The sequence below is a fragment of the Erythrobacter litoralis genome, from assembly GCF_029760855.1.
GTDB lineage: Bacteria > Pseudomonadota > Alphaproteobacteria > Sphingomonadales > Sphingomonadaceae > Qipengyuania > Qipengyuania litoralis_A.
On the sequence record NZ_SOSI01000003.1, the window covers coordinates 283258 to 297007 of the forward strand.

Genomic DNA, 13750 nt, shown 5'->3' on the forward strand with positions numbered 1-13750 from the left:
GGTCCAATGCTCTGCCGAATGCCATTTCCGACTGGGACCAATTCCGACGCAAGCCGTCGAAATACTGCGTCAGTAGAGCGTTCTGCCCCTTAGTGGATGGGGGCGGCAACGGGCGTAATGTCAACAAGAATGCTATCGAATATCAGGCTGCGGTGGGTTGTCCTTTGCGTTTAGCAAGGACATCTGATGCGACACTGTGGGATCGCTCATGATCGACGTCGATCGCGCAGGCCCCATCACTGATCTCTATCATCCGTACATTGACCCGCATTCGGCGAGAGATACCGGAAAAGATACGGTCGGTCGATCCGATTCCGAACCGGAAACGCAGTAAATTCACCAACCCGAAAGCCCGGACAATTCGCAGGGGGAATTTTACGAATTGACCACCATCGCGAAAGCTTTCCGCGGCGCGCAAGGCAGCTTTGTCACCGATCCAGTAGAGGTTGCAGTTGGAGTATGCTCCGTCGGAAAATTCATAAAAGCGTCGTTGGCCCTGAGGGTGCACAGCGAGCACGGCTTCCCGCCGCACCATCGCAACGGCTGCCGCAGGCTCGGGTATGCTTGCTGTTCGCGCTACGAACTCCTTGACGCTCGCAGGGCTAAGGAGAACGTTATCGGCGGTCGTTACGATTGCCGGGAACCCGCCCTCTATACATCCGCGGAACACGCTATCGACCAGATTGTTTGCTGCCGGAAGTATCGTGAGGGGTTTATTCGCAAAGGAGATGATTGGATTTATGCACTCACGCAGGGAGCTTTCCATGCCGCCAACCACGACAATGTGCGACACGCATTCACATTCGGCGAGTGCCCGTACGACATGGACGATCAATGGCTCGTCCGCGATCGGGATCAGGCATTTATCGTCTACGCCATGGTCGCGAGCGAAGGGATCGATCCGTCCTTCGCGCCGCCCGGCCAGCACAATCGCGGCGGCTTTCACGCTACCGCAACTCTATGATCGCTTTCAATCAAGCCCTGCCGCTGCAAGCTATGCGCCAACACTGTCTCTACCAAAGCGGGGTGATCCAATCCGCACAACGCGGCAGCACGGGACACCGATTTACGCGACCATAGGTTGCACGAAACATTGATCTCCATGAAATGGATGGTACCCGTCCTAGGATCATACCGAAATTCGAGCCGCCCATAATCGAAGGGCCAGAATTCGGGTAGTAGCCGCGTGACCATCGCGTGAAACCGAGAGGACAGGGCAACGTCATCGATCTCTATGAGATCGTCCGATACGTCTTGCGGAATAAGTCCGCGCTTCTCTTCATAGGATCGGAAGGATAGTGGATCGCCGTTGTTGAAAAGCATCGGCGGAAGAAGCTGCGGCATTCCATTACGCCCCCCGATGACGGGAACCGCAACGTCGTAGAGCGGCAACCATTCTTCGATTACGGCGTCGTGGCCTTCCCAGTGGAGACGCCCGATCTGCATCTGTGCCTGCGCCCAAGTCTCGCAGAACTGAATGCCCCAAGAAGCAGAGGAAGCGTTGGGCTTCACGACATACAGATCGGCTTCGAACGGTTCGATCGTGCTAATTCCGCCCTGGCGAACAATACCGCCCTGCGCGATCGGGATGTTATGCAGACGCGCCAGTTGGCGGCATAGATGCTTGTCGTCGGCCAACCCGCGAAGGATCGGGGTCGCGCCTAGGTAAGGCAAACCGTTCTTCGTCGCGAGCAGCGGACCGAGCATTTCGCTGTTCTGGAACCCGCCGCGATTGAGCAAGGTCACGACAAAATCAAAGCCATTCGGATTGTATAGCGCCTCGTACCGGTCAACAGTTTCCACACTCAGCCCGAGGCCGCGTAAGGTCGTGAGCAATTCATGGTGGTACGCAGCATGGTTACCATCGGTCGGGCTTAATGCGCCGTCCGAGCAAGCGTGCTTGGCGCAAAACAAAAACCGCAATCGCGAGCGGTCAGCTGCGGAGATCGACAAGGCGTGGACTGACGGCAACATCGTAGGAATTTCATACGCCAACAATGTGACTGCGCCGCTGCGATCGTATTTCCGCTATATGACTCTGTTACCGCGATGTTGCGAAGGTTCAAATTGCTTGGGCGCCGCAATTCATCGACGCCCTAAGCGATCAGTTCCTTTATCCCATTTTGGAACCTAAAGCGCTGGACGCTCCGCAAGTTGGACTCATCCGCCGACCCGAGCGGTCAATTGAATACCATAGAAACGGGGTTCCGCCGGAATGAAAGTCGGAATGCCGAATGCGCCCCCGGTGTTTCCCGCATCGAGCAGGTATTCTTCATCGAAAGCGTTGCGGACAAATCCGGAAATTTCGAACCGGTCGTCCGCAAAACTGGCGCCGGCCCGCACATTCACGAGAAACACGTCATCTTGGCTCAGAAGCTCGCTATTCGGCAGTTCGAAGAAAAGCTTGCTGCGGTAAGTGAACGATGGCGTCGCGAAGAAGCGTATGTCGTCGGAGATAGGGGCGTCTATAGTAAAGCCGCCTGAGGCTTGGTATTTGGGTTGCAGTCGAAAACGTGCGCCGGAGAACGCGCCGGAAAAAGCGTCGTCCTCGTCGATTTTAGCATCGATATAAGCGCCGTTTAGAAACAAACCCAGCCAAGGGGCGGGATCGGCAGTAACTTCTGCCTCGACGCCAAGATTACTTGCCGAACCGGCGCTTTCCGTGCGCGAGGTGCCATCCGCCTGCACAACGCTGACCTGGAAACCGTCGTACTGCTGATAAAATACGTTTAGCGACCCGCCGATAATTCCGGTCTGGCCTTTAATTCCGCCCTCGTAGTTCCAGACCGTTTCTTCCGGCACGATCTGTGTTGGCGCTCCGAGCACCTGTGCGGCCGCGATCTGGACGACCGGAGAACGGCGACCTTTGGAAACCGTACCATAAATGTTTACTTCCGGTGTCAGACGGAACAGGGCATTGAAACGAGGCAGCACTGCCGAAAAGCTTCGCTCGTCATCAAAAGTCTCTCCGCCCGTATCGACCTGCCCGGGAACGAGTGGCGCTCCGGTAATCACCGAGGCGGGAACGTCAGCAAGAAAAGCCGAACGTCGCTCTTCGATAAGAAAACGTACCCCGGCGGTTAATTCGATCGCTTCGTTGGGTATAGCGGTTACATCGGCAAATACGGAATAGCTGTCGTTACGTCCCTGATTTTCGAATACCGATGTGTAGGGAATGGAATTTACCGCGCCTTGAGTCACGAGCGCGGTCACGTCGCTCGCCGGGACGCTGCCGTCCGGCGCCACGCACGGTATGCCCGGGATAAGCGGAGCCGGGGTCGCGAGGCTGGTCAGGCACTGCAAAAACGTACCTTCCTCGGTAGAGAAAGGCACGTTTTGCCGACCGTCCTCGCGGAAGAAGTTCCACCCGAAAGCAGCACGCCAAAAGGGATCGACATAAGAGAACCGCCCTTCGTGGCTGATTTGCCACCCTTCTGCGATCTCGGCGAATTCCAGAAATGGTGCGGCGGATCCATCGGCGTCGAAAACTTCAGCGCTGTCGAACTCGCGGTAGCCGTTCACAGTAGTGAAGATTAAGCTTTCTCCGAATTCTTGCTCGATCGTTAGATTGACATCGTACACGTCGCGGTCGAGGCCGAGCTGATCGTCCCCCAAAGCTTGCGCGGAAAAAGGCGAACCGCCAAGATTGGCAGACTCGAAGGCGTTGGCGGCGCCGCCCGGCGCACCGGCGTATGCGGGTAAACGTCCCGAAACGAACGGTGTGCCGCCATTTCGCTGCCTGTCATAGGTGCCGACAAGATCGACCAACGTCGTATCCGTCGGACGCCATCGTAAGGAAACCCGGGCGCCCAGCTGATCTTGGGCGTAGAGTTCATCTTCCTGGCTCTCGGCAAGGTTCTCGACATACCCATCGCGAGTACGCCATTCCGCCGCAGCACGGAGGCCGAATGTATCGGAGCCCGCATTGATGAAGCCGGAGAGCAAAGTCTGATCGAAATTGCCGTAGCCGCCTGTTATCTCGGCGGCAAACCCGGGCCGCGGCTTTGCCGAAACCAGACTGATCGCCCCGACAGCCGAGGCGGTTCCGAACAAGGTGGCTTGTGGCCCCTTGATGACCTCGACCCGCTCAAGATCGTAGATGGCCTGATAGCTTCCTCGCGACCGGGAAATATCGACCCCGTTGTAATAAAGGGTGACGCGCGGCCCTTGCTGCGCCGAACCGGAGTCGCTGGTTACGCCGCGAATTACGATGCCAGGATTGTTTGCGCTTTGCTCCTGTATGTTGAGCCCTGGCACGTAGCTCGACAATTCGTCGAGATCGGTAACCCCTAATTCCTCGATCTGCTCGCCGCTAACGGCTGAGATCGTAATCGGCACGTCGGTCTCTACCTGCTCCAGCTTTTGCGCCGTGACGATGATGACATCGCCGATGGCTGCCGGCTCTTCGCCCGTCGAAGGTTGGGAGGAAGATTGCGCGTGAAGGGCGCCGAAAGGAAGAACGGAAGTGGCGCTAAGCAAAGCGAACCGGCCAAGTGTTTGAACGCGCATAGAAGACCCCAATGGAACTGGATTTGTGGGGCTTCTATCAACCGATCAGGACAGCGAGGCGACAGTTCGAAGACAGTTAGGTGAAAGGCCTCCGTTTTCCCGTAAGGCGTCTCGTAGCAATCGTAAGGAGCTCCGCGTGACATCGCCGGATGTTAAGTTTGCTAACAGTCAAGAAGGCGTCGTATGCCGAACGGCTTGTTACGGGCTGAACTACCAGAAAGAGACGGACGCCCTCCGGCCCACGAGCTGTCTGACAGCTACCCATCAGAGCGGACTGTCTGAAACGCGCCCCACTTTCAGCCATTCCCGTCCGCAAGGTAAACGCCCAGAAGCGGTCGTTCGTTAACGCTCATACTGGCGCCGGATACTCACTCCCATTTTCGGTGTTTCGCTCTGCTCACGTCATGCCTTTACGCTCGAAATTCTACCTGACTGACAGAACGAGAGCCACCGCGTTGCATTTTGCAACACGATCTTGTACTCACGTGTTCCTTTAGTACTTGCTGCAAGATGATCGATCCGGCGCAAACAAACGACTAGTCAGTATTGTAAGCTTCTAAGCGATTTTAGAATGGATCGTTTCATCGCTCATAATCCTCATATTCGCCATAAGCTTTTGGAACGACCAATAAATGAGAAGCCAACGATCGGGAAGGACCGGCAAGGCGGCACCGTGACTGCTGTCCGCTTGTCGGTAGCGCTGGTCGAAAGAGCCCGCGATGAAGGCGAGATCCACAGTCGCTCGATCTCGGGACAGGTCGAGCACTGGGCGCGGCTAGGCATAGCGATCGAAGCTTCACCTTCCGCCAGAGTTAAAGGGTTGAACCAGTTACTCTTCGAAGGTCGAATGATCCTAAATGAAGGCGATGAACAGGCAATAAACCGAACGGCAAAAACAATGCGAAGCAGCTTCAAAGGGTAACGCAGGCCACCACGAATCAAGCCGGGAGGATAATTTCTTATTTCGACCGAAGCATCAGTGAGGAGTTACGCATGCATACAAACGCCGATGTCGCCGTGAAATTGCTGCAGGACTCCGCGAACTTCTACCAGATGCTCGCGGACAAGAACCCGCATATGCGGCGCGACATGGCGCGCAATTCGCGCATATACAGGTTGGTGGCCGCAAGCTTGGCGAAGTCTCCGACAGCGTCCTTTGCTCTGTCCGAAATTGAGGGCGATGCTATCGAAAGGAATGAGAACGACGACAACGACACCGGTAATCCGGTTGATGATGTAATGACACGCGGACTTCTCGGGCCTCTCAGAGAACTCGAAGAGTTCGGGAGGATCAGGGATAAAGGCGAAGAACAGTTAGGCAATAAAGATCCAAGCCAGGGAGATGCTGAGCCCTCCAGCTTCGGCGGCCGGGATAACCAAAGAATTTCGATTACGATGGACGAAGAGATCGAGAACGCATTGCGGGCGAAAATTACTGCTCGGATCGATACTGATCTCCTATCTCGATTGGCGCCGCCCTTCATTGCCGACTGGCAACCAATCGAGCCACAGGATGCTCAAGACATTCTGACGGGCTTGACCCGCAAGCTGGTGCTGGATGGGGTGGAGGCCCCCTGGCCGCTAGAGCACCGCCAGGTGGCGCTGCGTTGTACGCCGTTGACCTTCTACGGCCAAGCGCTCTTCGTCGATGCGGTCGTGCGCCATCGCACCGGAATGCTAGGTCAAGTAGCGTTTGTCGTGCTTGAAGGGAGAATGGCACCCTTGACGGTCGCATCGGAACAGGTCCACGAATTGAACGAACAGGCGCCGCTTGATCTGAAGTCAGATGAGCAGGCAAAGCATTATCTGCGTTATTTTTGCTGGGTCGTTTGCGGAGAGGAAGGCCCGTTCGCGGTCATCGAAGCGAGCGAGGGGTTTGCTGAAAATGCGGACCCTCAACAGCAGGCTTTGATTGATAAACATATACCGCTCTCCGTTACAAGAGCCGACCCACCCGAGGACGGCTGGAAACTGAGGGCGCTTGTCCGCTACGGCAACGCGCTGTTCGGCGCGCACTTTACAGTCACCCCCGATGGCCTGATCGAGATGACAGATGATGTGCCTATCATGGAGCTGACCAAAGGCCCGCTCGCCTGGCACCTCGACGAGGAAGTCCGCTATGTCGACACGGAAGCCGGCTATGCTCAGTGAGACCTATGCCACCGCATCGCGTTCTCCAAGACTGCCTGATCGTATTGAAGGCTCGGGACTGCTCGTTGGCTGGTCGATGGAACAGGCTCATGAGAAACCGAATATTGGCTTCGCGTTCGGTGATGCGTGCTCGAAGCAGAGTTCTGCTCTCGTCGATCCGATCCTGTTCGGCGCGGAAGGGCATCTGGTCACGATCGCCTCGACGGGTGCCGGCAAGGGGGTCGGCTGCATCATCCCAGCGCTGCTGACCCATCATGGTCCCATGATTGTTGTCGATCCGAAGGGGGAGAACGCCGCCGTCACGCGTCGCTATCGAGAGGAGGTGTTGGGGCAGGAGGTCCATGTGATCGACCCAATGGATATCGTCGCCGGCCAATCCGCATGCCTCAACCCCCTCGATGCCATCGACCCCGCGGACCCTAATTGCGTGGATGAGGCCGCTTCATTGGCCGAAAGCCTCTCGATCCACATGAAGAAGGACAGCCACAACCAGTACTGGTATAGCCGCGGGCAGCATCTCGTCGCGGCGCTCCTGCTGCACGCGGCATGCTGCGAGGACCGGACGGAGCGCACTCTTGCCGGCGTACGTGCCAATCTAGGGCTCGGAATGAACGGCCCATCGGACGGCGCCGTGCCGGACTCGGGCAACCCCCTCTACCAGCTGCTGAAGCAATCACCCCATCCAGAAGTCAGGCGGGCGGCTGCCTCGGTACGCAACTTGGCCGACACCACGCTGGGCAGCATCGTCAGCACGGCACAGGACATGGTCGATTTCGTGCGGGGCGCGCCGGTGCGCGAAGCGACGTCTAGTTCGTCCTTCTCGTTGGAAGCGGTGACGCACGGCGAACCGATGACGATCTACATTGTGCTCCCGCCGCACATGCTGGAAAGCCACGCACCGCTTCTGCGGCTGTGGGTCAACACATTGCTCAAGGCGATCATGCGTCGACGGTATCGCACACCGAAATCGACAATGCTGATCCTCGACGAAGCGGCACAGCTCGGGGAGTTCCCGCCGCTGCGCCAGGCGATCACCCTGATGCGCGGCTACGGCCTGCAGACCTGGAGCTTTTGGCAGGACGTGTCGCAGCTTAAGCATGCCTATCCGACGAGTTGGGAAACAATTATCAACAACTGCCAGGTCGTGCAGGCCTTCGGCGCACCGAACATGAGCGCGGCGAAGAGCCTTGCCGATCTGTTTGTGCTCATGCGCCCCGAAACCGTACTTGATCTCGATGATGACGAGATGATCGTCCAGACCCGCGGTGATGATGCGTTTATTGCTCGGCGGCCGAATTATCTCGCCGATCCTGCATTTGCAGGCAGGTTCGATGAGAACCCGCTCTACCTCAACGCTCCGCCGTCTGAGCAGAAGAAGAAACCGGTAAAGCGGCTCAAGAACGTTTATCCCCGGGAAGACGAAAAGCGGGCGGAGACAAGCGAGGCGGATGCAATTGCCGATCTGCTCAAAAGGTATGATTAGCCGTATTTTTCATTCGGTACGCAAATTTCGGGCTGCTTCAAGATTCTGTCGCGTTTTCAGAACAGCTGGGTGTTCTGCCCCCAACAATTGCATTTGATCGTCCAAAAGCTGGACAAAGGCGGCTTCCGCTTCGTCGAGATGTCCAGCATACGCTAAGACGGCGGCGATGTTGCTACGTGTTTGTAGTGTGTCGGGGTGATCCTCGCCGAGAATGCGCTGCCGGTCCTTAAGCAATTCCCGATGAGCGGCGAGCGCGTTATCGAATTTGCCGGCGTTCGCCAATACCGCGGCGAGATTGCTGCGTGATTGCAGCGTATCAGCGTGTTCTTCCCCCAGCACGCGAAGCCGGTCCTCGAGTACTGCCTGGTGCGCCTCGATCGCTCCTTCGTGCCGTCCCAATTTCCCAAGCAAGGCAGCGATGCTGATACGTGATTGCAAGATGGAAGGATTGTTCTTGTCATGTATTCGCTTACGGTCCGCAAGCACCGCCTCATGGGCGACCAACGCCTCATCAATGCGTCCCAAATCGCCGAGGCAGACGGCGATCTCATTCCTAGTCAGCAACACGTCGGGATGGTCATCGCCAAACACGCGACGGCGATCCTCCAGCAAAGTGCGATGAGCGGTCAAGGCTTCGTCAATTCGGCCGGTCCGGTATAAACAGTAGGCAAAGTTGCTCCGAGTCAACATGGTCGCCGGATGATCTTCGCCTAGGATAGAAATGCGATCGGCCAGCAGCTTCGAGTGCACTGCTAAAGCTTCTTCCAGGCGACCGCATTGGCTTAGCCAATGACCGATCTCGTTCCGTGTGCGCAATGTGTCCGGGTGGGCGTCACCAAAAACACGCTGACGATCGATCAGCAAATCCTGAAAGGCTTCGAGAGCTTGCTCGCAGCGACCAATCCGACCAATCCAATGTGCGACGTTGTGGCGGCTATTCAGTGTCGTGGGATCATCCGCGCCCTGCACTCGACATCGATCTTCCAGCACTGCGCGATGGGCTTCAATCGCCTCGTCTATCCGTCCGCTATCACCCAACCAAGTAGCGATTGAATTCCGGCTCGCCAGAACATCCGGGTGATCTTGTCCGAGGATACGAATGCGATCCTTCAACAGCTCCCGTTGTGCATCCAATGCTTTCTCGACCCGCCCTGTTTCCTTTATCCAGTTCGCAATATTGCCTCGAGTCGAAAGCACATGCGGATGATCTTCACCAAGCAGACGTTGGCGATCCTTAAGAAGCTCTTGGTGAGCCTCCAGCGCCTCCGCTATTCTGCCGCCTTCGCCAAGCCAAGTAGCGAGGTTATTGCGGGTCAGAAGGGTCAGAGGATGTTCCTCGCCGAGTATGCGGGCACGATCGGTCAACAGTTCACGAAAGGCTTCGATGGCTTGTTCCACCCGCCCCATTGCACCGAGCAGATGCGCGATGTTGTTTCTTGTGGTGAGGACATCGGGATGATCCTTCCCAAGCATGCGACGGCGATCATCGAGTAGGGCGCGCTGTGCCTCCAGTGCCTCGCCCAGGCGCCCAGTTTCGCCAAGCCAGAACGCCACGTTGTTGCGGCTGGCCAATATGTCTGGATGACCTTCTCCGAGTATGCGCCGACGATCCTCTAGCAGAGTTCGATGCTGTTCGAGAGCCTCGGCGGCGCGGCCGGCATAGCCGGTCCATGCTGCTATCTGGTCACGTGTGCGCAACACATCGGCATGATCTTTGCCGTGGGCGTCTTGGCGTTCCGAAAGCAGTAATTCGAATGTCGGTATAGCTTGCGCCACGCGACCCGCCTGCGCGGACGCATTGGCCGCGAGCTCGAGAATCATGAAGAATTTCTTTTGAAGAGTTTTGGCTTCTTCCTCGTCCTCATTGCTTTCTCCCGCTTCGTCAGTGACTTCAGCCTCTTCAGACTCCTTCTGGAGCCTGTTCCAGAACCAGCCGAACAACTCCAAACGGTTCGGAAGGGCGCGCGGAGAATTTGCCATGGCACGCATTAACAGCAGCACGGCATCGACGAGAATGTCATTGTCGAGCAGTCCCTTACTCCGCAGATTGATAACCAACCATGCTTGATACTGCTGCTCGGACGCAATCTCGCCCTCGCAGTTCAAATCCTTCTTAGCAAGTGCGGAGGCGAGGTTTTCTAAAAAAGGCAGGATAGTCTCACGACCGAAAAGTTCCTCGCTGTCCAGTTCGCTCCGCGCGATCGCCATCTGATCAGGTTCGTTGAAGCGCCGCATCCAGTTATGCAGATCGCGAACCCACCCGTTCAGCGCTTCGTCCGTGTCCCCGGTCGCATCGTCGCCTTCGTTGCCGAAGAGCGACTCGCTCACCGTCTCGATTGCTTCGCTCACCAGCGCGCTGTTCCATTCTGCGCTGCCTGTAGGGATAGCAAGCGTCGAGAGTGCGAGCAGGCACTGCGCGGCATACGGAATCTCATCCCACAGTTCGCGATAGAGATCTTCCACCTTGCGGGGCAGCCGTTCGATCTCCTCTGCCGAAAGCACAAGCTTTCCTTCGCGCGCGCCGCGCTGGTGCTTGGGCAGGGTGCAGATGATCTCGATCGGCAGCGGATTGTTGTAGCGATTGGCGAGGCCATTGAGCACGGCGGCTTCTGTATTGTGAAAATAGGAGAGGATGAGCTGCTTGAGCGCAGCGCTAGGTAATTCGTCCATCGAGGCCCCAGCGGGAAAGATCGCCGGTAGAGGTTGATCGTGTTTCAATCGGAAAATGCGATCCGATCCGAGCTCCTCAGCTCTGGTGAGAGAAGACAGGAAAGAAGAACGCTCGATCTCACCGGGCCAAGTGGTGGAGATGAGCATGATAGCCGCGTTCGAGCGCACAAGATTGGAAACGAGTTCGCTGACCAGCCCATCATCCCGGTGAATATCCTCGACGAACACGATGATCGGCAAGCCGGGTCGCGCTAAACGACGCAAGAGGGCAGTTGTATTGGAGACGTCGTCGTCAGCTGCCTCCAGCGCCATTCCGGCCTCTGCTACAGCCTCCCTCCGTTCCTGCCGGTCCCGCGCTTGGCCGAAGCCCAGCTTGGCGAGATCCACCATCAGGCCCATGCCGGGCAAAGCAGAGCCTAGAAGCAATTCTGACAGCCGCCCAAGACCCTCTCCCGCAGCTTCCTCGACTAGGGCAGAGGCTACCTTGCGCGCCCTTTCCAGCGTGAGGCTGCTTTTTCGCTCACTGTTGATGAGGGCCGCTGACGCCGCTTCAAGATAGAGGCTGTGTGCTTCAATTTGTCCGAGATCCTGATGAAGTGCTTCCGCAGGCACACCGTTGCGCAAATCACAGGCTATCCCCCACCAGAAAAATTCCGGAAGCGACCCGGAAACGCGGTCGATCGCATGAGGTTCGGGGAACACCCGTTTGCGGCGTGAGGCGACATCGAGAAAGCTCGCATCGGTTGCCTCCAAAATGGTGGACGGCCAGTATTCGGTTTCCTGCCGGGCGGCGAGCCGCTCGTAGAAGGCGTGCGCCACTCGCGTTTTCCCCCAACCGGAGGGGGCTTCAATCGAGACCCAGGCTGCCCGTTCATGATACTGAACTTCCTCAAGTATCTCGAGGAGTCCGTCGACGACCAATCGTCGCGATTCGCCGACAAATGGTGGTTGGCGCAATTCTTTGTCCTCCATGGCTTTTCTTTGATATCGCACTAATCGATATGGTCGGTTCCTTGGCTCATTTTGCCGGACAAAGATCCCGAACTTCTTATGCACTACTTGGAGAAGTGACAATTTGGAGGATTAACTCAATTGCGTATGCTTTTGCAAAGGCAGCGTCGCCTCGTTGGTTACGGTTGCCCGGAGAAAGAAGCCTGCAGATCAGCTTGCCTCCGTTGCTGCTGGAAGGAAGCTCGGCCGGAGTTCGAGCTTATCACCGATCCTCTTCATGCGAAACGGCACTTCTTGGCGATGCGAATCTACTAAGGGATACCGCTACCGCGCTACAGCGCGCAGATCTCGCTTGGATGAAAGACGATCTGGCCCAAACCTTGTTCTGGGAAACCGTGGCAGATCGATTTCTCGCCGACCTGGACATGTACGGCTATTTCACCTGCTAGGAAGCGCTCAGCCGAGCGGACGCTGCCGAGGATCGCTTCGATCTCTCTGAAGCGAGGCGATGGCGGCTTATCGCCCGTCTCATTCCGGAGTTTCGCGAGGATATTGACTGACTAGAAGAATAATCGATTGGGGAACGTTCCGAACATTATGTCTTCGATGCTGCATTCAACGAAGCAGAGGGAACGTTACGCACTCAGCAACCTTGGACCACGATAAATGCTGGTTTAACAAACATCTGGACATGTGATGTAGATTTATCTTTCTAGGGAATGATTATGCTCTGAGTAACGACGCGCTTTAGATCGGCAAGACGCATCTAACCGAAAGCTAGTAATTATCTGTCCATGTTTAAAAATGACAGTCCATGTCTGATAACCGGCGAAGAACGGCCTCCTCCAGCATGCCGCCACCTGCACCCTCGCAGCTGAGTCATGGCCATGGTGTCCGCTTCGGGCATCCGAAAGCATTGAAGCGGACTTACCGCAACCGGCCCAAACTGAGGCCTGCTGAACGCCCCAATAAAAACTCGCCGTTTCAGCCTTCGCGCAAAGCCCTCCAAGCGCCCTCGACTTCTCAAACTGGTTGGCCTGCATCCATCCATTGACGCATTGCAGCCAAAATCAAATTCGTCGGGTATTCCTTGATGTCGTCATCGGAGGCGCCGGTCGAAAGCTCGCGCTCGTAATGCCATTCCTGGAAAGCGATGTACTTGCCTTGGATCCTAGCCGCTCCAATTGGATCGGCCCCTGCTTTATCTACTAGCCAGTCCCGCACCCGCCGAACCGCTTTCTGAAAATCGCCGCCGTGCACTTGAATATCCCAGCCGGCGATGTCGGACAGCGCCTTCTGGTAATCGTACCGGGTGCTCTCGAGGATCAAGATGACCTTATCCGCCAGCGGTCCCCGGCCCGCGCGACGAAAGCCGTGATCGATCCCCAACTCGAATGGCATATTCATTCGAGAATATTCGCCAGCTGCAGAGGATTTGCATCGGCTTAGATCGTGAATGCCGTATTTTGATCCGTTGATAAGTTCGATGATCCGATCCAGCCGATTGGCGGCATTATCGGTATTTTCCGGCGCAAGCCGAGGGTCATACCCGAGGAGCATCACGCAGAATGCGATCGCTTGAAGGATAGGCGCGTAATCTTCGTCGAAAGGACAGTTAATGAAAACTGATCGTTCGAAAGGGGTTGGCACGCCTAACCTTTCGGCGGATGTGGGTCGTTCCCGTACGAATTGCGCTCACGGATCCGCCCGTCCCGACCGTGGATATAGAGTTCGGTCTTTTGATTCTGCGCCACCTTGGTTGCAGCTTTGATGGCCTCCGCCTGTGTGGCGTGAGTGCTGCTGGCTTTGGATGCGCCCGCCTTCTTAACGCTCCATTCTCCCTTGTTGGGGACGACATGCTGACCTTTTTTGGACATTCTGACCTCCATTCGCGACCAAATTCAAAATAGGGGATGGCAACAGGATCTTCTAGATATTGTGCCATGCCGTCCACTCCTTTCCATTCTAGACCCTGTAGTGAGGAGC

The 13750-nt window shown here is 56.6% G+C and carries 10 protein-coding genes; 4 read left to right on the forward strand and 6 right to left on the reverse strand.

The features are described 5' to 3' along the window. Window positions 1–142: 142 nt before the first annotated feature. The 3 genes from E3U23_RS14340 to E3U23_RS07110 form a co-directional block, all read right to left on the reverse strand. Entirely contained in the window at window positions 143–946 is an 804-nt protein-coding gene (locus E3U23_RS14340; protein WP_431732666.1) for an NTP transferase domain-containing protein, read from the reverse strand. Then, window positions 943–1803 carry a phosphoribosylglycinamide synthetase gene (locus E3U23_RS07105; protein WP_279350532.1) on the reverse strand — a complete coding sequence of 287 codons (861 nt, stop codon included), beginning with the start codon at window positions 1801–1803 and terminating at the stop codon, window positions 943–945. The genes E3U23_RS14340 and E3U23_RS07105 overlap by 4 nt, the downstream gene beginning before the upstream one ends. Before the next feature lie 357 nt (window positions 1804–2160). Then, complete coding sequence (locus E3U23_RS07110) at window positions 2161–4509, reverse strand: TonB-dependent receptor (protein ID WP_279350533.1); 2349 nt, start codon at window positions 4507–4509, stop codon at window positions 2161–2163. 571 nt (window positions 4510–5080) lie between these two features. On the opposite strand from E3U23_RS07110, the gene E3U23_RS07115 reads away from it, so the two are divergent. The 3 genes from E3U23_RS07115 (at window position 5081) to E3U23_RS07125 (ending at window position 8143) form a co-directional block, all read left to right on the forward strand. After that, complete coding sequence (locus E3U23_RS07115; protein WP_279350534.1) at window positions 5081–5431, forward strand: TA system antitoxin ParD family protein; 351 nt, start codon at window positions 5081–5083, stop codon at window positions 5429–5431. 71 nt (window positions 5432–5502) lie between these two features. Beyond that, entirely contained in the window at window positions 5503–6660 is a 1158-nt protein-coding gene (locus E3U23_RS07120) for a hypothetical protein (RefSeq protein WP_279350535.1), read from the forward strand. Further along, the gene (locus E3U23_RS07125; protein WP_279350536.1) at window positions 6629–8143 is read left to right on the forward strand and encodes a type IV secretory system conjugative DNA transfer family protein; all 1515 of its coding nucleotides are present in this window, start codon (window positions 6629–6631) and stop codon (window positions 8141–8143) included. The genes E3U23_RS07120 and E3U23_RS07125 overlap by 32 nt, the downstream gene beginning before the upstream one ends. 9 nt (window positions 8144–8152) lie before the next feature. Here E3U23_RS07125 and E3U23_RS07130 read toward each other — a convergent pair whose 3' ends face one another. Then, entirely contained in the window at window positions 8153–11785 is a 3633-nt protein-coding gene (locus tag E3U23_RS07130; protein WP_279350537.1) for a tetratricopeptide repeat protein, read from the reverse strand. Between E3U23_RS07130 and E3U23_RS07135 the strand changes: the two genes are divergently transcribed. After that, window positions 11755–12213: a hypothetical protein gene (locus E3U23_RS07135; RefSeq protein ID WP_279350538.1), complete on the forward strand. Its 459-nt coding sequence runs from the start codon at window positions 11755–11757 to the stop codon at window positions 12211–12213. The two genes, E3U23_RS07130 and E3U23_RS07135, sit on opposite strands and share 31 nt — an antisense overlap. 574 nt (window positions 12214–12787) lie before the next feature. Here the strand turns inward: E3U23_RS07135 and E3U23_RS07140 are convergent. Beyond that, window positions 12788–13414, reverse strand: a complete 627-nt coding sequence (locus E3U23_RS07140) for a hypothetical protein (protein WP_279350539.1) — start codon at window positions 13412–13414, stop codon at window positions 12788–12790. A gap of 2 nt (window positions 13415–13416) precedes the next feature. Next, complete coding sequence (locus E3U23_RS07145) at window positions 13417–13641, reverse strand: DUF2188 domain-containing protein (protein WP_279350540.1); 225 nt, start codon at window positions 13639–13641, stop codon at window positions 13417–13419. Window positions 13642–13750: the final 109 nt, after the last annotated feature.

Bases quoted from the DNA above. Each gene is read 5' to 3' on its own strand.
- E3U23_RS07110 (WP_279350533.1), bottom strand. From the start codon at position 4,509: ATGCGCGTTCAAACACTTGGCCGGTTCGCTTTGCTTAGCGCCACTTCC.
- E3U23_RS07115 (WP_279350534.1), top strand. From the start codon at position 5,081: ATGGATCGTTTCATCGCTCATAATCCTCATATTCGCCATAAGCTTTTG.
- E3U23_RS07120 (WP_279350535.1), top strand. From the start codon at position 5,503: ATGCATACAAACGCCGATGTCGCCGTGAAATTGCTGCAGGACTCCGCG.
- E3U23_RS07125 (WP_279350536.1), top strand. From the start codon at position 6,629: ATGTCGACACGGAAGCCGGCTATGCTCAGTGAGACCTATGCCACCGCA.
- E3U23_RS07135 (WP_279350538.1), top strand. From the start codon at position 11,755: ATGGTGGTTGGCGCAATTCTTTGTCCTCCATGGCTTTTCTTTGATATC.
- E3U23_RS07130 (WP_279350537.1), bottom strand. From the start codon at position 11,785: ATGGAGGACAAAGAATTGCGCCAACCACCATTTGTCGGCGAATCGCGA.
- E3U23_RS07145 (WP_279350540.1), bottom strand. From the start codon at position 13,641: ATGTCCAAAAAAGGTCAGCATGTCGTCCCCAACAAGGGAGAATGGAGC.